The organism is endosymbiont GvMRE of Glomus versiforme (genome assembly GCF_003546845.1).
The window spans coordinates 490683-508152 of sequence record NZ_NWVA01000001.1 but is presented as its reverse complement, the minus strand read 5'-3'; the positions used below and the strand labels follow the sequence as shown (position 1 = coordinate 508152).

Annotated in this window: 31 protein-coding genes; 3 read left to right on the top strand and 28 right to left on the bottom strand. The window is 31.0% G+C overall.

Going from position 1 to position 17470, the window contains the following annotated elements:
• Positions 1–13 precede the first annotated feature (13 nt).
• Positions 14–730, bottom strand: a complete 717-nt coding sequence (locus tag GvMRE_RS02850; RefSeq protein ID WP_147409780.1) for a hypothetical protein — start codon at positions 728–730, stop codon at positions 14–16.
• A 35-nt stretch (positions 731–765) separates the two neighbouring features.
• Positions 766–1740 carry a pseudouridine synthase gene (locus GvMRE_RS02845; protein WP_147409779.1) on the bottom strand — a complete coding sequence of 325 codons (975 nt, stop codon included), beginning with the start codon at positions 1738–1740 and terminating at the stop codon, positions 766–768.
• 61 nt (positions 1741–1801) lie between these two features.
• On the opposite strand from GvMRE_RS02845, the gene GvMRE_RS02840 reads away from it, so the two are divergent.
• Both GvMRE_RS02840 and GvMRE_RS02835 read left to right on the top strand, forming a co-directional pair.
• Positions 1802–2725 (top strand): IS1595 family transposase, encoded by a 924-nt coding sequence (locus GvMRE_RS02840; protein ID WP_147409650.1) that lies wholly within the window; start codon positions 1802–1804, stop codon positions 2723–2725.
• A gap of 4 nt (positions 2726–2729) precedes the next feature.
• Complete coding sequence (locus GvMRE_RS02835) at positions 2730–3713, top strand: P63C domain-containing protein (RefSeq protein WP_147409649.1); 984 nt, start codon at positions 2730–2732, stop codon at positions 3711–3713.
• A 31-nt stretch (positions 3714–3744) separates the two neighbouring features.
• Here GvMRE_RS02835 and GvMRE_RS02830 read toward each other — a convergent pair whose 3' ends face one another.
• The 7 genes from GvMRE_RS02830 to GvMRE_RS02800 all read right to left on the bottom strand — a co-directional run bounded on the left by GvMRE_RS02830 (position 3745) and on the right by GvMRE_RS02800 (position 6597).
• Positions 3745–3948: a hypothetical protein gene (locus GvMRE_RS02830; RefSeq protein ID WP_147409778.1), complete on the bottom strand. Its 204-nt coding sequence runs from the start codon at positions 3946–3948 to the stop codon at positions 3745–3747.
• An 11-nt stretch (positions 3949–3959) separates the two neighbouring features.
• Positions 3960–4193, bottom strand: coding sequence for a hypothetical protein (locus GvMRE_RS02825; RefSeq protein WP_147409777.1), 234 nt, complete (start codon positions 4191–4193; stop codon positions 3960–3962).
• 151 nt (positions 4194–4344) lie between these two features.
• Complete coding sequence (locus GvMRE_RS02820; protein ID WP_147409776.1) at positions 4345–4605, bottom strand: hypothetical protein; 261 nt, start codon at positions 4603–4605, stop codon at positions 4345–4347.
• A gap of 576 nt (positions 4606–5181) precedes the next feature.
• Positions 5182–5433: a hypothetical protein gene (locus GvMRE_RS02815; protein ID WP_147409775.1), complete on the bottom strand. Its 252-nt coding sequence runs from the start codon at positions 5431–5433 to the stop codon at positions 5182–5184.
• Entirely contained in the window at positions 5426–5785 is a 360-nt protein-coding gene (locus GvMRE_RS02810) for a hypothetical protein (RefSeq protein WP_147409774.1), read from the bottom strand. Before GvMRE_RS02810 ends, GvMRE_RS02815 begins: the two co-directional genes overlap by 8 nt.
• A gap of 170 nt (positions 5786–5955) precedes the next feature.
• Positions 5956–6309, bottom strand: a complete 354-nt coding sequence (locus GvMRE_RS02805) for a hypothetical protein (protein WP_147409773.1) — start codon at positions 6307–6309, stop codon at positions 5956–5958.
• A gap of 3 nt (positions 6310–6312) precedes the next feature.
• The gene (locus GvMRE_RS02800) at positions 6313–6597 is read right to left on the bottom strand and encodes a hypothetical protein (RefSeq protein ID WP_147409772.1); all 285 of its coding nucleotides are present in this window, start codon (positions 6595–6597) and stop codon (positions 6313–6315) included.
• 95 nt (positions 6598–6692) lie between these two features.
• Between GvMRE_RS02800 and GvMRE_RS02795 the strand changes: the two genes are divergently transcribed.
• Positions 6693–7118 (top strand): HU family DNA-binding protein, encoded by a 426-nt coding sequence (locus tag GvMRE_RS02795; RefSeq protein WP_147409771.1) that lies wholly within the window; start codon positions 6693–6695, stop codon positions 7116–7118.
• 8 nt (positions 7119–7126) lie between these two features.
• On the opposite strand, the gene GvMRE_RS02790 is transcribed toward GvMRE_RS02795, so the two are convergent.
• The 19 genes from GvMRE_RS02790 to GvMRE_RS02705 all read right to left on the bottom strand — a co-directional run bounded on the left by GvMRE_RS02790 (position 7127) and on the right by GvMRE_RS02705 (position 17433).
• On the bottom strand, positions 7127–7333 hold the full coding sequence (locus GvMRE_RS02790) for a hypothetical protein (protein ID WP_147409770.1): 207 nt from the start codon (positions 7331–7333) through the stop codon (positions 7127–7129).
• Positions 7334–7341: 8 nt separating this feature from the next.
• Complete coding sequence (locus tag GvMRE_RS02785; RefSeq protein ID WP_147409769.1) at positions 7342–7638, bottom strand: hypothetical protein; 297 nt, start codon at positions 7636–7638, stop codon at positions 7342–7344.
• Between the two features lie 9 nt (positions 7639–7647).
• Positions 7648–8259: a hypothetical protein gene (locus GvMRE_RS02780; protein WP_147409768.1), complete on the bottom strand. Its 612-nt coding sequence runs from the start codon at positions 8257–8259 to the stop codon at positions 7648–7650.
• 514 nt (positions 8260–8773) lie between these two features.
• Entirely contained in the window at positions 8774–9097 is a 324-nt protein-coding gene (locus tag GvMRE_RS02775) for a hypothetical protein (RefSeq protein ID WP_147409767.1), read from the bottom strand.
• A gap of 12 nt (positions 9098–9109) precedes the next feature.
• The gene (locus GvMRE_RS14320; protein WP_281267942.1) at positions 9110–9238 is read right to left on the bottom strand and encodes a hypothetical protein; all 129 of its coding nucleotides are present in this window, start codon (positions 9236–9238) and stop codon (positions 9110–9112) included.
• A gap of 237 nt (positions 9239–9475) precedes the next feature.
• Positions 9476–9814 carry a hypothetical protein gene (locus GvMRE_RS02770; RefSeq protein ID WP_147409766.1) on the bottom strand — a complete coding sequence of 113 codons (339 nt, stop codon included), beginning with the start codon at positions 9812–9814 and terminating at the stop codon, positions 9476–9478.
• Positions 9815–10132: 318 nt separating this feature from the next.
• Positions 10133–10489, bottom strand: a complete 357-nt coding sequence (locus GvMRE_RS02765) for a hypothetical protein (RefSeq protein ID WP_147409765.1) — start codon at positions 10487–10489, stop codon at positions 10133–10135.
• Positions 10490–10498: 9 nt separating this feature from the next.
• The gene (locus GvMRE_RS02760) at positions 10499–10915 is read right to left on the bottom strand and encodes a hypothetical protein (protein WP_147409764.1); all 417 of its coding nucleotides are present in this window, start codon (positions 10913–10915) and stop codon (positions 10499–10501) included.
• 32 nt (positions 10916–10947) lie between these two features.
• Entirely contained in the window at positions 10948–11757 is an 810-nt protein-coding gene (locus GvMRE_RS02755) for a DUF2442 domain-containing protein (RefSeq protein WP_147409763.1), read from the bottom strand.
• Positions 11758–11781: 24 nt separating this feature from the next.
• Positions 11782–12267, bottom strand: coding sequence for a DUF4160 domain-containing protein (locus GvMRE_RS02750; protein ID WP_147409762.1), 486 nt, complete (start codon positions 12265–12267; stop codon positions 11782–11784).
• A gap of 4 nt (positions 12268–12271) precedes the next feature.
• Positions 12272–12685, bottom strand: a complete 414-nt coding sequence (locus tag GvMRE_RS02745; protein ID WP_147409761.1) for a hypothetical protein — start codon at positions 12683–12685, stop codon at positions 12272–12274.
• Between the two features lie 20 nt (positions 12686–12705).
• A complete protein-coding gene (locus GvMRE_RS02740; protein WP_147409760.1) occupies positions 12706–13431 on the bottom strand; it encodes a hypothetical protein in 726 nt (241 codons plus the stop codon).
• Positions 13432–13599: 168 nt separating this feature from the next.
• Positions 13600–13893: a hypothetical protein gene (locus tag GvMRE_RS02735; protein ID WP_147409759.1), complete on the bottom strand. Its 294-nt coding sequence runs from the start codon at positions 13891–13893 to the stop codon at positions 13600–13602.
• 76 nt (positions 13894–13969) lie between these two features.
• A complete protein-coding gene (locus GvMRE_RS02730) occupies positions 13970–14635 on the bottom strand; it encodes a hypothetical protein (protein ID WP_147409758.1) in 666 nt (221 codons plus the stop codon).
• A 200-nt stretch (positions 14636–14835) separates the two neighbouring features.
• Positions 14836–15096 carry a hypothetical protein gene (locus GvMRE_RS02725; protein WP_147409757.1) on the bottom strand — a complete coding sequence of 87 codons (261 nt, stop codon included), beginning with the start codon at positions 15094–15096 and terminating at the stop codon, positions 14836–14838.
• A complete protein-coding gene (locus GvMRE_RS02720) occupies positions 15071–15268 on the bottom strand; it encodes a hypothetical protein (protein WP_147409756.1) in 198 nt (65 codons plus the stop codon). Before GvMRE_RS02720 ends, GvMRE_RS02725 begins: the two co-directional genes overlap by 26 nt.
• On the bottom strand, positions 15261–15521 hold the full coding sequence (locus GvMRE_RS02715; RefSeq protein WP_147409755.1) for a hypothetical protein: 261 nt from the start codon (positions 15519–15521) through the stop codon (positions 15261–15263). Before GvMRE_RS02715 ends, GvMRE_RS02720 begins: the two co-directional genes overlap by 8 nt.
• Positions 15514–16125 (bottom strand): hypothetical protein, encoded by a 612-nt coding sequence (locus GvMRE_RS02710; RefSeq protein ID WP_147409754.1) that lies wholly within the window; start codon positions 16123–16125, stop codon positions 15514–15516. The genes GvMRE_RS02715 and GvMRE_RS02710 overlap by 8 nt, the downstream gene beginning before the upstream one ends.
• Before the next feature lie 180 nt (positions 16126–16305).
• Positions 16306–17433, bottom strand: a complete 1128-nt coding sequence (locus tag GvMRE_RS02705) for a hypothetical protein (protein ID WP_147409753.1) — start codon at positions 17431–17433, stop codon at positions 16306–16308.
• Between the last annotated feature and the right edge of the window lie 37 nt (positions 17434–17470).

Sequence of the window (17470 nt, the reverse complement as noted above, 5' to 3'; positions counted from 1 at the left end):
CTTTGCTCTCTTTTTACCTATCGAATAACAGATAAAACCTACAATAAGTAATAATCCACCACCAATTAGCAAACCAAAAGGAAGTTGGTTTTTCTGTGGCTTCGGGAACAACTGACTGACTAGAATTATTTACTTCTTTTTTTCATTCCTCTCATAAATCGTATAAATAATTACTGGCTCACATTTTTCCTGTTTTGTGCTTTCCTTTAATATGCTCGGCACAGTAAATACCACCGCTGCTGTCTTCATTCTCGACGGCACTATAATCTTCATAAAAAACGCATTTTGCTCCGCTTTCATCTTCTCCAATTCATACTGAATAATCTCCGCATACGGAGCATTTTAAATCTAGTGAACAATATTTTTGCTTATAAAATTCAATAACTTTTTCTTGGTCGGCAACTGGAATGGGTGTTTTTCTCATTTTTTCTTTGTGAAAAATTGAAAAAACTTCTTCAACGGGTTCGGTTAAATTTGTTAAATTGTATATTCAGTTTTTTTCTGCTTTTTCTAATTTTTTTTTACATTTCTCGCAATACTTTCCTTTATCCTTTGGTTCGCTGAAAATTTTTCAAGGCTCATCAATTTTTATTGTCAAATGCACGCGAGTAAAAAAATTTGTTGTGATTTTGTTTTCTGAAAAAATAAATAATTCTTTCTTACATTGTAAACAAGTATAATTTTTCCTTAATCACTGTTTAAATTCTTGGTCTTTTTCGTAATTTCACATTTTGTCTAATTTATAATGAATTTTTATGATCCTGACTAAAATGAAGTTCATTTTCCAGAGGAAAGGTTGCTTATTAAATGCTTTTCTAATTTATCAATGCTAAATCTTTTTTTGTTAAGATAAGCCAGTGGTTGAGGTAAATTATTAAATTCTAGTTGATAAGCAAATAAAAGGATTTTATTTTTTAAATCTTTTTTGCTACCATATTTTTTATCACCGACAACGGGACTTGAAAAAAAAGCCAAAATTGCCCGAATTTGGTGCTTGCGACCAGTATCCAAAGTTATTTTATATAGTTGATAAATGCTTTGTTGAAATAATTTTTGGGCAGTTAAAGAACAGTGTTTTTCTGTGGAACTGTTAGTTGGTTTTTGGAGATCAAATTCCATTTTTTTTTGGTCTTCATTTTTGGTAATCCAGCCTTGAATAAAAGAAGGTATGAAAGTTTGCTGTTGATTTTCACAAATAACTAAATAAGTTTTGGTAATTTTGTTTTTGTCGCTAATAGAATTATAGAGAATTTTCTTGCTGGAAGCATTTTTAGCATAAATAACTAATCCTTTGGTTAATTTATCGAGACGATGAAGGGCTACGGGTGCAAAAAAATTTTGTAATTGCCGCTGATACTTTTCAGGTTTCTGCTGATAAAGGTAGTGTTGAACTTGATTATCTAAGCAATTAGGGTCATTTTTTTTATAAATTTCTTGATTATGTTCTTTCAAAACCAACAAAATATTTTGGTCTTCATAAACGATATTAATATTCAAATCAGGTCGTAGGGGTAAGGAATTTTGCTTTGTTGATACTTTTAATCATTTATCTTTAATAGTTATTTGGTCGTTTTCTTTTAAGCGATAGTGATAATAACGACAATTTTGCTGATTAACTTGGATTTTCTTAGTTCTAAATAACTTATAAATTAAACTAATTGGGGTATTTTTAAATCTTCTTTTGAGGAAACTAATAATTGTTTGGTCATCTTCTTCGGAAGAAACAAGGAAATTTAACATTTATCAACTTTAAAAAATTTTGGCAATTATATACAATTTTACACTAAAAAAATAAAACATAATGCTCCTCAAACAAAACTTTAAAAGTTTATTAGACTTGCTAATAACTCTTCCTACTGAGCAGAATTGTATCGACTACTTAGAAGCAATTATCTGAAATAGTCAACCGATTTCTCCTTTTGATCCTAATTCTAAAGTTTACAAATGTGCTGACAACAAATATAAGTGCAAAAATACTAATAAGTATTTTACTATCAAGACCGGAACCGTATTTAGAAATTCTAAAATACCACTTCAAAAATGACTGTGAGCTTTATATATTTTCTCTGCTCACAAAAAAGGTATCTCTTCTTGCCAACTAGCCAAAGATATTTCAATCACCCAAAAATCAGCCTGATTTATGCTTCATCGCTTACGCTCTACTTTTAAAATCTCAGAACTTGAGACTATGCTAAAAGATTTGGTAGAAATCGACGAAACTTTTATCGGTGGAAAAAACAAAAACCGCCACTGAAATAAAAAAGTTCCTCATTCCCAAGGTCGAAGTTGAACTGACAAAATTCCCGTGTTAGGTTTGTTAGAAAGAGGTGGAAATTTGATTACTCAAGTAGTTTTTGATACCCGACAAAACACTCTAGAACCAATAATCAGAGCCAACATTGAAAAAGGTTCAGATGTCTACACTGACGAATGATATCGTCACAGCAGTTTGTCTCAAAGTTTTAATCACCAGATAGTCAATCATAGTGCTAAACAGTATGTCAAGGGAACAACTTCCACTAACGCTATCGAAAACTTTTGGTCACATCTGAAAAGAGGAATTAATGGTATCTACCATTGAATAAGCAAGAAACATACATCAAAGTATGTTAATGAATTCACTTTACGGTTTAACACTAGAAAATACCAAGAACGAGAAAGATTTGATTTAATTCTTTCTTCAGTAGTCGGTAAAAACTTGACTTATCAAAAATTAATCAATTAAAAACATGAAAGATACAAATAAAATCGAAAGAAAAGTAAAATACAAAGGAAAATTAGACTTAGCCGGGTTCGAGTTGCCCTGCTTCGTTCTTGAAGATGGAATCCGAGTTTTGTCAAGTCGAGGCATGCAAGATGCCTTAAAAATGGTTGATGAAAATGGAGAGCAAGAAAGGGGGCCCAGATTAAAGCGATATTTAGACCAAAAATCACTGCAATCCTTTATTTATAGAGACAAAAACCCCGCCCACTTTGACCCAATTATTTGTTATGATGGAAAAAATGAAATTCACGGTTATGAAGCAACTAGATTAGTCGATTTTTGTGACGGAATGTTAGAAGCCCGAAAAAACATTCACTTATCACCTCGGCAAAAAACAATCGCTGACCAGTGTGAAATTTTACTAAGATCATTTGCCAAGGTCGGCATTATCGCCCTAGTAGACGAAGCTACTGGCTACCAATACGAAAGAGAGCAAGCCGAACTACAGGCGATATTAAAAGCCTTTATTTCAGAGGAAATTTTGAAATGACAAAAAACTTTCCCTTGAACTTTTTATAAAGAAATATTTAGACTATGAGGTTTGCCGTTTACGGTGGAAAATATCAAAAGACCAGGATTTGTCGGCACCCTGACTAATGAATTAGTTTACAAGAATATGCCTAAAGGCACCATTGTTTTAGATAAATTAAAAGAGAAAACTCCGAAAACTAAAGGAGGAAATTACCGATACAGATTTCACCAATCCTTAACTCCGGAAATAGGTCGCGAAGAATTGAAGAAAGTGATTTACACAGTGGAAGCGTTAGCTTCAATTTCCCAAGATAGAGAAGAATTTTTAGCATTAATGAAAAGAAAGTATTCTTCATCGAAAGAATTGGCAGAAGTATCTCAAACTGACTTTGAGCAAAAAGTAAGAATTTTGGCAAAAACACCACCGCTAAAATTAAAAGATTTAAAAGAAGAACTGAGGAAAGAAAGGAAGAAGTAAAAAGAACCAAGTCATAAAGAAAATTATTCTTTTAGTGTAAAATTGTATATAATTGCCTAAAAAAAATAACAAAAATGCCAAAAATTAATGGTATAGCAAACAAAGAGACATTGTCAATTATTCTATGCTTTCAATGGCATTTTTCACAGCGATAGGCTTTATTTTCAACCCTTACCAATTCTTTTTTTGGTTGTTTTTGATAGCATTTATCGCATTTGCACTCTTTTTCGTTCATTATATACTATTTTACTCTTCGTTATCTTTACATTTCTTAAACCAAGCCCAAGTGAAAAGGACAAGAGTTCCTATTACTATAACTGCTCCAATTCCTGCTGCTCATCATGTTGCCTTTTTTCATCAAGCATGGCAGGGAGAACAAGAGAAACTATAAAAATTTTCTAAAATTCCATCTTCAGTAGCGACCTTTTTATGGCAATGTTTACAAGTTCTTAATTGCTTGCCGTCGTATTTCTTACTCATTATAACAATTTTTATTCTTTTCTCTTTTACTTTTGTTTCTTTAGCAGTGTTGCCCTTAAGAACCTCACTATTATATGGTTTTCCTCAAAACACTGCTGGGGTAGAGCATACACTCCACTGAATTAAAACAAAAAAGCCCTTTCTAATTTTGCTAATTTCGACCCGAAATCTGCTCTCTTTCTTTTAATCAAGCATGCCATAAGTCTAAATTAGTAGCAGCAGAGATTTCTTCTTGAGGATATTTTTTCTTGTATTCTTCAGTTCCTTGGTCTTTTTCTCAATCTTTTTTGCTGGGATAATAAAGAATTTGTTCGTTCGTTAGAATTAAATAGCCAGTTTTTAATTCTCGTTCTTTTTTAGCAAATTCCAAGCGAGCTTTATGATTTGCTTCTATTTCTCTTTTAATTTCCATTACATTTTACCTCCTTTTGATTTCTTTGTTCACCAATTTTGTTTGGTTTTTAATTCTTTTCATTCTTGAGTTATTTTTTTTTTATGTTCAACAATTACTCTAATAAATCAACCAAAAAAGAAACTTACAATAAAGAACAATAGGAAAAAACTAAAGTGTATAAAAATAGTACAAAACAAAAAAATGACTATCAGAAAAGTTTCTAAAAGTATTATTGTTGAAATGTTAAAGCCTTGTGTTTTTTGATAAGTTTCTAACTCTTTTTCATCTTTTTTTAATTTAATGGGATTTTCCCAAGAATGTTCGTGGCATCAATGTCTAGAATATCACTTTTTGGAGTTCAGTTCTTCAGGAGTTAGATATTTTTGATTTCAAGCCTTTTGCTTTTCGCAATCAGGACAAGGTTTTTTTAATTGATAGTTTTCTTTAACTTTTTTTAAGATTTTAATTTCGTCAGTGTATTCATGCTTATCTCTTCTATATCTTTATGAATTGTTTCCTTTCTTGCGTTTGTTTCTGATAAACATAATATTCGTAGAGTATTTTGGCTTTTAGTAAGTTTTTCTTTGCTTTCTTCTATCATTTTAGCCATATCAATCATAGCAATAAATACTTTTTTTTAAATTCTGTGCTTTGTAATCTAAATTCTTCAGTCTTTACTTTTTCTTGGAAGAATTTAAGTTCATTTTCTCACTTTTCTATTTCTTGGGTGTAAAAAGCGATATTAGAAAAAGATAAATTTGTAGTTTTGCGAACCAATTCACTTTTTTCTGCTTTTAGTTCTTTAATCGTCTTGGTGTAATCACTTAATTCTAAAAGTTTATTCATTTTCTACCTCCAAATTATCAGCACAATTTAAGCAAAGCATTCTGCTATGGCTTTCTTGGCAAGGTATTTTAACTTTTTTATGGTCTGCTTCTACTTGGAGTATTTTATTTTGACAGTCTTTAACTCAACATTTTACTCCTTTTTCTTTATAGAAGTTATCTTTGAATTTTGTGTTTCAATCTTCTTTCTCATAACCATTATAGTTTACTTCTTCAAATTTTATTTCTCCAATTTTAACTGGAATATTAGAACCTTTTTGATAAAAAAAGTATTCATTGCCATGCTTTTCGAAAGAAATGTCTCCGCTTTCTAATTTCTTTACTAAATTAAATAATAATTCTTTATTTTCCATGGTTATTTTCTACCTCACATAAAATAACAAATCACCCCGGTTAAAATCACTGAAATTAACCAAACTACCGCACTGATAATTCAAAAGTTTTTTCTTTTCCTTTCTTCCTCTTTGGCTTCTTCCTCTTGCTGTTGTCTTCGAAGTTCTTGTTGTTCTTTTAGTTGTTCGTTTTAGTTATCTATTTCTTGGTGAGTCTTTTCTAGATACTGCTGATAAGTTTCAATTAGAGATTTAACTGTTTCTTTGCTGGTTTTTGCTTCCTCTTTTAGGATTTCGTTAGTTTCGTCTCTTGCTTGAATTTGTTGCTCTACTAAATTAACTGCGTTTTGAATAACTGCCATGGTTTCCTCTTTGGGTTTGATTTGTTGGGAAACTTTAATTAATTCTTGGTTTTCTTGGCTTTGAGTTTGTTTAAAATTCTCTAAAATTTGTTCTTGCTTTTGTTTAGTTTCTTCCATTTTACCCGCAAATATTTTTAAAGTACTTGTGAATTTGGTTTGGAGTTTTTGGGATTGTTTATTCATGGCTTAGTTTCCTTTCAATTTTTTTTGTTTATAGATTTCTTTTCTTGGTCTAATATTTCAATCAATCATTTCATAATCATCTTGTTTTTTTAAGCATTTAATACATTTCATACTTTCGGATTGTCAAAGTTTAGTATCACCGCACTCATAACAGGCTTTATATTTGCGAGAGAGCATAAATAATTTTTCTCTTCAATAATAATTATCTTTATCTTTTTGATCACAATGCCTTTCGCAAGCATGAGGCTCTTCTGTTGTTGTTTTTTCTTCTAGGTAAGTGCTATTCATATTATCTAACCTTGGTGAATTATACTTAATGACATTATTTCACTATAATTAGTTTTTAGCAAAACAGCAACACCAACTCTCTAAAAACAAATATTATGTTAGGAATTAACCAAATCAGCAAAGAAATTAACAAAAAAAGTAATTTAAATAGTGAAGCAACAGCTAAGCGAGTTATGAAAACTTTCTTAGAAATAACTAAGCAAAGGTTAAATAAAGGCGAAAGCATTAACTTTAAAGGTTATTTCACTATTAAAAGAGGCACTGCTAAACCAAAAGGTAGCAAGCACTGTAATAAACATGAAAAATCTTTAACTGATTTTCGTCGTGCTAACAAGGGTAAAGGGATTCAAGCCTATTTTGGTTCTGATAAATTTAAAAGTTTAATTAGAGATAGTAAAGTTTGTAAAGATTGCCAAAAGAAAAGACGAGAATTATTAAAAAACACTAAGTTAAATAAAAGAATTAGTTTTAAACCTAGTAAAATGTTTTGAGTTACTACTAAAGCAGGAAAAAGAAAATAGAATACGTTTTAATTTTCCTTTTCTTCCGAATTAACTTCCTCAAATCCTTCTAAATACTTTTCTCTTTCCATGGTGCGATAGTTGTCTGTTCCTAATCCTTTTTGTCCACACTGGTCGCAGGTAAAAGAAATTTCTTCAAGGATGTTTGGGTTAATAGTTGCTATGCCCGTATCCTTTTGGCAATTAGAACATTGAATTAAATAGATTAGCGTCATTTATTTTTTTAGTGAGGTTTGTGAACGTTTTGATAATAGATTTCGCTTAATTCAACTATGCTTAAACCTTTTCTTTTGGGATATTCACTTAAAAAAATATCACAATGTTGACAGTAAATCATTCACTTTTTAGTTTCTACATGTTGAAAGATATCTACATTTTCATTCAGCATTCAATTATAATCTTCTTTGAGTTGAGAATGGTAATTGCTAGTAAAGTTAACAGTCCTAATGTGCCTTTTATCTCAATCTTCAATAAATTGTCGATAATATTTATCGGTGCCGTGTTTTACTTCTTTATACATATGTTTTTTTTACTCAGCAAAAGGTCATTCTCTGCCCATTTTTTTAGTTCATCAAGCATAAAAGACCAGTATTGCATCTTTTTCATGCTCATTTAGTTCTCTGTCTTTAAAAAATCATACTTTTCTAGGAGCTCCCATCTTTCCTTGGATTTTTCTTAGTTCTAATCCTTTTATTAAGCCTTTATTAGCGTATTCATTGGCTCATCTTTTCCGGTATTCATTACTTACTCTGATATATTCAGTTTCTCTTTGATAAGCTGTGTATTCTAAGGCTCCTATTACCTTTATTAGATCAGTCATGTTGTAATTGTATTTTTGTCTCCTGAATAATAAGCCAGTTTCTACTAATACTTTACTTGGTCGCAAATTTTCCAGTCAATTTTCCATATTTTCTGCTTGCTTTAGTCAATTTTTCTCGGTGAAACTCAAAATCTTTCATTGATTTCAGTTTTCATAATAAAATATGCTAGTAGTGCTGGTTCCGCTGGGATCCATTGCCATTATTCCTTGCTTTAACTGGCTTTCTAGACTTTTTCTTTCCGAATTAGATTTAAATATTGAATTTTTTGTTTCTTTATTCCCTGTTTGGTTGGGATAATTGCTCATAAAGTCGCTATTCATGATTACTCGCGAACACACTTGTGTAAGGCTTTCCTTTCTTTTCTGCTTCCCATATTATACATTTATGAGATGAGACTTTTTTGCCCTCGAACTCTCCCCACAAGTCATTTTTGGCTGTTAAATTCTATCGGTTCTTATCTTTTCCCGCCCGCCACCCCTAGTAAATCCTTGGAGTTCATTCCAGTAAGTATTACTTTACGACAATACAACAAACTTTTCCTAAGAGAGGGAAAAGTTTGGTATTCGAAAAGACTACTAACTGGCATTATACCCAAGGTATGCTAGTAAGAGGGAGAAAAATATGACGATAGATGATGATAAAAATGATGGGGACGTTCTACCGAAAAAATGTTTTTTTATATAAATATCGGCAAAAACGGGTTTTTGCTTTTGAATTCAAAAACGGAAAAAAAGCGAAATGGCTGTTAGCAAAAATCAAAATGAGGTCTTTTTATTTTTTCTTTGGTGCTAATGATTATTCCTTTGGTTGATTATGTTTTGCGTGGCTAAGTTATTAATTTAAAAACTTATCTTTACTTCACCATTTTTCTTTGTTCTTATCAAAATTTCCTCATTGAGCAGGACAACATTTTAGACAGTAGATAAAACTATATTCATCTCCATAATAACTGCTATGTCAGCTTCTATACCATTCTTTAACTTTTTCTTTACACTTATGACATTCTTCAACAGGAGAGTTAATGATTTTCAAGTTGTTCAAATCTACTTCTAGCCCTGTTTTTTTATCAGTTAAGTGGAAGTTATTGTTAATCTTTATTCTACCTGCTTCTATTTCTTCCATTAATTCGATTAATAAGTCTCTGTTTTCTTCTGCCATAATTAATTATTGCTATTCATCTCTTTCTTTCGTTTCTTCTTTACAATGTCAGCAAATTTTAGTTTCAGGGTCAATTAGTTTTCTTTGATATTTAAGAACTGGTTTTACTTCTCCGCACTCTTTACACTTAATCCTAGGCATATTAGAAGGTAAATTTTTCTGAATATTAACTATTTCTAGTTCCTCTTTTAAACAATCATCACAAAGACTTCTTCCCTCATGACCAGTTTCTCTTGGTCTATCACAGCCATAGCAAAAATACTCCCTTTTGCTTTTTTGATTATCTTCTAATAAAAGATTCCAATCTTTAGTATCGTAGCCTCGGAGGTATTTATTTCCTTTTATTATGCCATTACCATCTCGTTCATCCTCTTTGGCTTATTCATAATAGACAGTTCCCCGTTCTATTCTTCTTTCAACTTCCTTAAATATTTTCTTGGTTGGAGCATAATAAAGGCTTTTTTCAATGTCTAGTGCTTTATTTCTTGCTAGTTCTAATAGCCCTTCTTCTCCTGTGATAATTTCCTTTAAAAGCAAAACATTTAAGAGCAGTTTTTCCACACTTTCAGGATTAAAATTATCTCTTTTGAATCTTCTTACTCACTGATTTCCATATAGATAAGCAAAAGAAGTCTCAATGTGTCCTAATTGCTCTTGAAATTCTTCTAATTTTTTTAATTCTTCTTCGGTATTAGTTGTTTTGTTGTTGTTATTCATCAAGTCTATTTCTTCAGCAAGCAACTTTATAGGATTTTCTTTATTTAAAGTTTTTCCATGCTATGAGTAATTTTTAGGTAGCAAGAAGTAGTATTTGATTAGGATTAAACTTTCACCAAGAAATAAAAGGATAGACAATATGAAAAAAATAAAATCAATTAAAGTAAGAAAATTAGAAAAATTAATCTTTCAGCCAATTTTGCTGTAAATGTAAACGGAGCGAGCAATATTCAAAAGGCTAACTGCTCACATTAACCAAGTTCAACCAATTGAGCCAGAATAAAAAAAGAAAAAAGACATATTATTTAGATTTTTTAATTAATCATTATAATCAAATCTGTTTATTTTCGCCATTGTTTTTAATTTGCCCATGCAAGTATAGCAAATAGTAATTCTGTTATTTATTAATTCTTCAGGTGTTAAATTTTTGTCTTCTTCAAGAGAATTATCCTTTCAGTCATTCATTTTAAAATCTTCTTCGCTAATCATACAAAGATAGCATCTGTTTTTAAATTGTTCACTAATTAGTGCTAATTGTGCTTTTCCTCAATTATATTGTTTTTTTCTTATCTTTTTTTCTTTTTTAGTTTTTCATCAAACCACAAAGAGAGTTCCTAAAATCAGAACAGTTAATGAAGTTAGTCAAATATAAACGATAATTGTTGATTTTTCCATGTCTATAACTTATTTTTTCTTAATTTGTTTAACCACTACAAAAGCACCGAGTATAATAATTACGGGAATTATTAACCAATTAAGGCTAATATTTTCTTGTTTTTCTGCTGTTTGACAGTGATGATGGTGAGAATGGTGGTGATTTTGTTCACAATGGCTTTTATGATGGTGAATTTTGCCACTAATTAAGTTTTGTTGACAATGAGAGCAGCACTGATTAGAACTGTTATTTTCGCCATAATTATCGCAAGTTTGGCATTTTAGAAGCTGAATATTCTTAATTTTCTTAAAATCATCGCAATCAGAACAATTTTTACCTTTTTTTGATTGGTAAATCTCTTTCTTTTTATTGATTTTTCATAAACAAAAAATTATTCCTGCGATAATTACTGCTAAAGCGAAAATTGTTGCTAAAAATTGTTTCATTGTTTAGTTTCTTTAAAATCTTTTCTCATAAGTTAGCAACAGCCACAATTTTTTCCAGCAAATGCCAAAACATTGTCATCGACGTCAGCATCTGGGAAATGAAAAGAAAATCTTTCTCGCTCGTCAATTTCATATTTTTCTAATTGTTTGGTTGTTAAATCGGGTTTTTGCCACCTTTTGGCTAGTTTGCTAATGGGAATGCTTATTTCTCTCCCATCATCTAAATAAGCGGTTATTTTGGTTTGATTAACTTTTAATTCGAGTAATCTTGGATGAGTATGCCATTTATAAACTATGGGGAAAGTTTCTCCTCTTTCTCAACACTCAGGATGATAAGTAGTTTCTGATAATTTTGAAACAATAACTAAATTACCTAGTTTCTTACGACAATTTCAGCAATAATCACTTTTTTTTATTTCCTCATAAGCCTTTTTGCATCTTTCGCATCAGCAGGAACCTAGACAATTTAAGTGCTTGATGTTATAAATTTCTTTTTCTTCTTGACAAGGGTTTTTTTCGCTCGCATAATATTTGTCTGCTCAGTAAATAACTTGCCAGTTTTTCTTTCTTAATTCTTCTTCAGAAAAGTTGTAATCACAGTTGGAACACGGATAATTTTTAATTATTTCTTCTCAATTATTAGCCTCTTTTATTTGGCTATTTTTTTCTTTTTCGTCATTGCCATTATAGCATTTACTGTGGTATATTCCTTCTTTTCTTACAAAATAATGATGTTCTCGGTGGTCTTTTTTGGAGATTTCTTTCTGACAAGAAAAACAAATATTTTTCTCCTGCTTATATTTAATTCCTCTTTGATAATTGGCTTGGAGAACTTCACTCATGTTATATATATAAGTTTACACTTTTTATCTTCTTAATCTTTCTCACTCTTCTAAAAAGAATTCTTGTTTTTCTTCTACGATATTCATTATTCTCCTTTGTTCAGAGGAGTTAAAGCCATAACAGTGATGCCATTCTAAATTTCTTAATCAAATCTTTGCTCTATCCCGACCACCATGCTTTCTTTTGATGTGAATATGAGGAGGTTCATCGCCTATCAAATCGTCGCCAGTAAAGAAAAAACGAAAGCCCGCATCTTCATGAACAGTATCCATTCTATATTCTAAGCCATCATCATAATTAGAACCAGGAGCATATAATGGTTCTCTCTTATCATAGCCATCTCTGCCGCCATCCTTTCAATCTCTACAAATAGAACAGCTATAAATGCTACTTAATTCTTCTTCACATTCAGGACATTCTTCAAATACTTGCTTACAATTAGGACAAATGGGTTGATTGCTAGGTCAAAATGTTTGATCGCATTCCGGACAGTCAATTCAGGTAGACATATAGTTAGTTTTCTTTGCCGTTTTTCACTTCTTTTCAATCAAATAATCGGTATAATTTCGTTCCAAATCTGTTACTACTTCGATAGCAAAAAAAGAGGTATCTTTTATCTACTCATTCGTCTTTTTCTAAATCTTTTCAAATCTTCTCATTTTTTACTACGTCCTCAAAAACATAGATTTTTTCTATTTTGTCAGGAATGTTCTCTATTTTGTCTTTTACATTCAGTTCATAGAATTTATTACCAAAATTCTCTCCTTTACGAGTTACTGTTCTGAAATTAATAAAATTGATGCTTCCTACTAATCTAAAAACTTTTTCTACTTTTGATTTTTCTTTATTTTTAGGTTCGGTAAGTTTTTCCTTTTTTTCTAATCCGTTTTGGTTTTTAGTTTCTAGGATTTTAGTGTTTTTTTTCATTTTCATTTTCCTCTCTATCTTTACACTCCCTCACGCACGCTCGTCCCGTGTGAGTGATTGTCTTTATTTTCATTTCGATAAATTTCTCTAATCATCTCTATTACTTTTTGGAATTGTCCCCATCTTTCGCCTTCTCTTAACTCATTGTCTCTTAAATAGCATAAATATTCTAGAATGAAAAGTTTTTGTTCGTCATTCAGCTTAACAAATGTTTCTCATTTTTGTTTTTCTACTGCTAAATTCTTTTCTTGTTCTAGTCTTTTTATTCACTCTAAATCAAGTTGATTAAATCCTGTTCAGTCTTTTTTTCCTGTTTTGGGATAATTAGGTAAAACAGAGCAACTTGCTAGTTCTTTGCATCTTTCACTATCTTTTCCTCCAATTAGTTCTAAATAATGGTCGAGAGTGCAATAAAACTGCTCGTTATTTTCAATTGCTCCTTGTTTTTCTTTTCAACAGTCTTTACAAATTGGTAGCCTTGTGCCTAATGAATTGTATCCCTCGTGCGAAAACCCAGTTAGTTCTTCTCTTTTAACTTTTTTATCACAAAATTCACAATAATTGTTTTTTAAAAACTCTAAAATTTCTTCTTCTACCTGCTTTATTCGTTCTTTTGTTACCGGTTGTTCTTTATTAATCTTAAATGTATCTTCAGTAAAATCATAACTGAAATGAATTTCGTGATTATGCTTTAAAGAGCATTGGTAATTATATCGTTCATAAATTTTTTGTTTGTTTCTTGGCATTACAATACATTTTAACTGTATAGTGTTGTAGTATGTTCTCTTTTCTGTTTATTCGTTACAATCTTTAACTTCTTGCGGGTTCTTGGTCTTTTCTATCTCTTTAACTGCTTCAATGCTTTTTTGCATTCAAGCTTGTTTAGTTCTTGCTACTGGTTTAGTGTTAGTCATTTAGTATAATTTATCCACTAGGCAAAAGTCTTTTTCTACTGTCTTTTCCCAAGTAGGAGTATATTGCTGTCTAGCACTATTTAGCCAATATTGATTAGTTGCTTGTTCTAAAACAGCAGCAGTAGGTTCAGCACAAGTTGCTCCTATTTTAGATGCCACTCCTAAACTAGGGTGGATATACTCCACACTAATTCCCACAGTTGCTTTTGCTGCTTGGTCATATTGACTGGCTTTTCCTAAAATATTTAGTCCCATAACCATTAATCCCATAATTCTGTATCCGTTTATTCTCATTGTAAGTTATTTTTACCCTAATTTTTTTTTCTTTGCTTCTTTATTTGTGTTTGAAGCCTTTCTTATTCACTCTTTATTAATGTTTCGTTCCTTTTAATAATCTTTCCATTTGTTCTAAGTATTTTTCTCCATTTTCGCAAAGAGAACCTTTCTTTTGTTTGTAAGCAATAATTCTATCGCAAGCAATCTTTCCTAACCTATCAGTCTCTTCTGCGTTTTGGGTTAAAAATGCTTCTTTTCCTTGCTTTTTAAATTCTTCAATGATTTTCGCTATTTCCCAACAGTCATCGCAATGATATTCATGAGTTCATTTTCTGCCTGTTCTTTCTACTACTCTTTTAGTGACTTCCACCGGATTTCCTCCTTTGGCTTTTTCTTCTTTAACTAGTTGAAAGCAATTAACACAAACTGCTTCATTTTCTTTCAAGTTAGCATAATCAACTGATAATTGGTATTCTATTCCTTGTGCCATGGTTACTTCTTTTCTTTGGCAGTAAATGCACTGCTTGATTTCACTACTGATAATCCTTTTAGTATTTTTTTCGATTACTCTTTCTACTTTTTCAAAAAGTTTCTTAAATTCTTCTCTAAATCTTTGACAATCAAAACAAGCATTATTCCCTAAAAGAAATAAAGGGGTTATGTGAGCAAGATAATATTTTCTTAATTCTTCGTGAGAATAGGAAAATTCTCTATTTATTGCTTGGCTTGCTTTTTCTCTTAAATTACAGCAGTTAATCATTTAACTATCTATCAATTTTTAATAGTTAAATACAAAGCCACTCCAAAATAAGCCATTGAAAGAATTAACCAAACTCAGCCAATAGTAGTTCATTTTTGCTCTTCTTTGATTACAAAAAAATAGTTAAAGAATGTGTAAAGACAAGGAGCCAATAAATAAAATTTGATAATAAAATTCTTAAAAAATCCAAATAAATTCATTTAAAATTTTACCTCCTGCCGCCTATAGCTAAAACTTGCCAACTTTCCATTTCTAACAGCAAATCAATAATTTTCATCTATAATATCGGTAAACTCAACATTGTACTTAGCAAAATTGTTTACTTTTCAAGTATTCCGACCATTGCTTAAAGTTAAAGTCTGATAAGAATTTCCGTTAATGGCTTTTTTGGTTTCTACCTGCTTAATTTGGGCTTGGAAAATTATTGGTTGATTATTACTTTCCACTTTCTCTCCTCTCACCTTTTTCTTTAATTTCTTGCTCTAATTGGTTAACTAGTTTTCAATGTTTTTTTCAGTTAGGTTGGTAATTAACTTTAATTGGCTCAGGCTCTTTTGGTGGAGTGTTTAAGATTGGTAGTTTTTTAGGTTTTGGTTTAAATAAAGCCTTTATCTTGGTTCAGAATTTATTCACGAATTACCTCCTTGGCATTCCTGTCTCATAGCACTCTAACGCCGTTGTCTCCATCTTCTTCTTGGCAGGCTGAACAATGAATTAATAATTGTCCTTTCTCCCAACCCCAAGAGACATAACCAAGAAGTCCATGAATAGGACAATCTTCGGTCTTCCTTCAACAATCAAGTCCTACTCCTTGACGAGCTTTTGTGGATAATGGTTTTCGGCATTTAGTGCAGAGGTTATCGTAGTCTCTTTTTCATTTATTCATGCTTTACCTCCTTTTCTTCTGATTCTTGTAAATTAAGACAATATCCGCTTTCATTATCCTTTAAGTCAGTATCAATCCTATGTTCATATTCTTCTAAAACTTTGGCAACTTCACCATCTGCTCCTCCGAACAGGAATTTTACTCTTTTGTCTTTAATTCGCTTTTTTAGTTCTAGTAATAATTCTTTGTTAGTTAGTTCATCTTCTTCGTCTTCAAAGTCGTTTTTCTTGTCTAATAATGCTCGATAACTTCTTTCGATAACTCTTTTGTCGTCTCCTAGTTTTCTTCAATCTTCTACGTGTAGGTAGTCGTTGTCATTTTGGCGTGATTTGCTATATTTAAATAAGTAAATACAATTTTCCGTCAAAGTAAAAGCAAAGCGATTTCTGTTTTTATTAGTAAAGACAAATAACGGATCATCGCTATTTGGTAAAGGAATTGGTTGCTTTTCATTCCTTAATTCAAAATACATTTCTGTCAGTCTTTTGCGGATACTTAATTTTAGAAGATAGTAGGTTTCCCCGTTTTTATCTTTTTTTGTTACTTTTTCAGTTAACTCGGCAATTACCATTCCGATATTGCCATTAATGCTATTCGATGTCATTATTATACATTATAACACTCTTTAACTAAATTTTCAGTATACTTTATTAGTATACTTGCTTTAAAATTATTTAACTGTTTCTTCTTAACTCTTTTAACTTGCGGGATTTACTTATTTTTTTTAGCAAGTTACCCCCCTTATAGAAACGGAGGTGTTCTTGCTAGGAGTGTGTAAATACTATTACAATTTTCCGTATTTTTCTTTAATGCTTTTATTTCCTAGTTCGGTTTTTGCGTTTGTTTCATTTAAAATGTATTCTTCACCTTTAAACTTATTGAAATATTCATCAATTAAATCCTTTTTTTCTTCTTTTTTCTTTGATCCGTTAAGTACTGATATCACAAAGAATTCCGCAAAGCCATATTTTATAGATGAAATATCATTAGTATCTAATTGTCCTTTTTTCGTATTGTCTTCTCCAAGTGCTTTTATGGCATCCCTTCATTTTTTTGCTCCATTATGCCAGTGTCCTTTTCCTCCTGTGTCATCCCCAGCAAATTTATCTAACTCATTCTCAAAATCTCCTGTCACAATCTTTTTGTTTTTATATTCGTTAATAATCGCTTGTAGTTCTGTTTCTAATTTTTGTCTCTCTTTTGCGAAGTTATCTACTTTGCTTAATTCTTTATAATTCTCCTCAATGCTCTTGCCGTTTTTTAGAGTATTTGTTTTATCTGTCAAAATAGTAAATTCACCATGTTTTCAAGTAGTAAAGTATTCATCTATCATTTTCTTTTTTTCAGTGTTGTTTTTTGTTTTATTTTCCAGCACTGTTCATACAAAATATTGAGCAAAGCCAAATCTTACTGAATCAGCCTGTGTTTTGTCTAATATATCGGTGTTAGTTCCATCAGCAGGTGTTTTGTCTACCTCTTCCTTTCAAGTAGTAGCATTTTGACGGAAATTTTTCTTTCCAGTATTATTGTTAAATGCGACTACTTCATCTTCAAAGTTTTTAAACACACTAGTTTCACTTCCATATTTATCAATAATTCTTTTTAATTCACTCTTTAAGGCAGTTCTTGCTTTATCTATGGGAGTCAAGCCGCTTCCTCCTCCTGTACCTGTTGTTCCAGCAGTTGTAATAGTGCTTGCTACTCAAATCCCAGTCGCTTTCTCTAATTTATTTCTTATTGCTTCTAATTCAGTTTTATTAGTCGGTGTTTTTTTAATTTCTGTGTCTAATTCTTCAATAATTTTTTTTATTTCTATCTCATAATCTGAATGAGGAGTTGTTTGATAAGCATCTGTTAATCATTTACCTACATTTAAAGGATTTTGTATTTCATTTAATTTTGTTCCAGTCATCAATGACAATTTTAACCATCTTTTTAAAATTTAATTA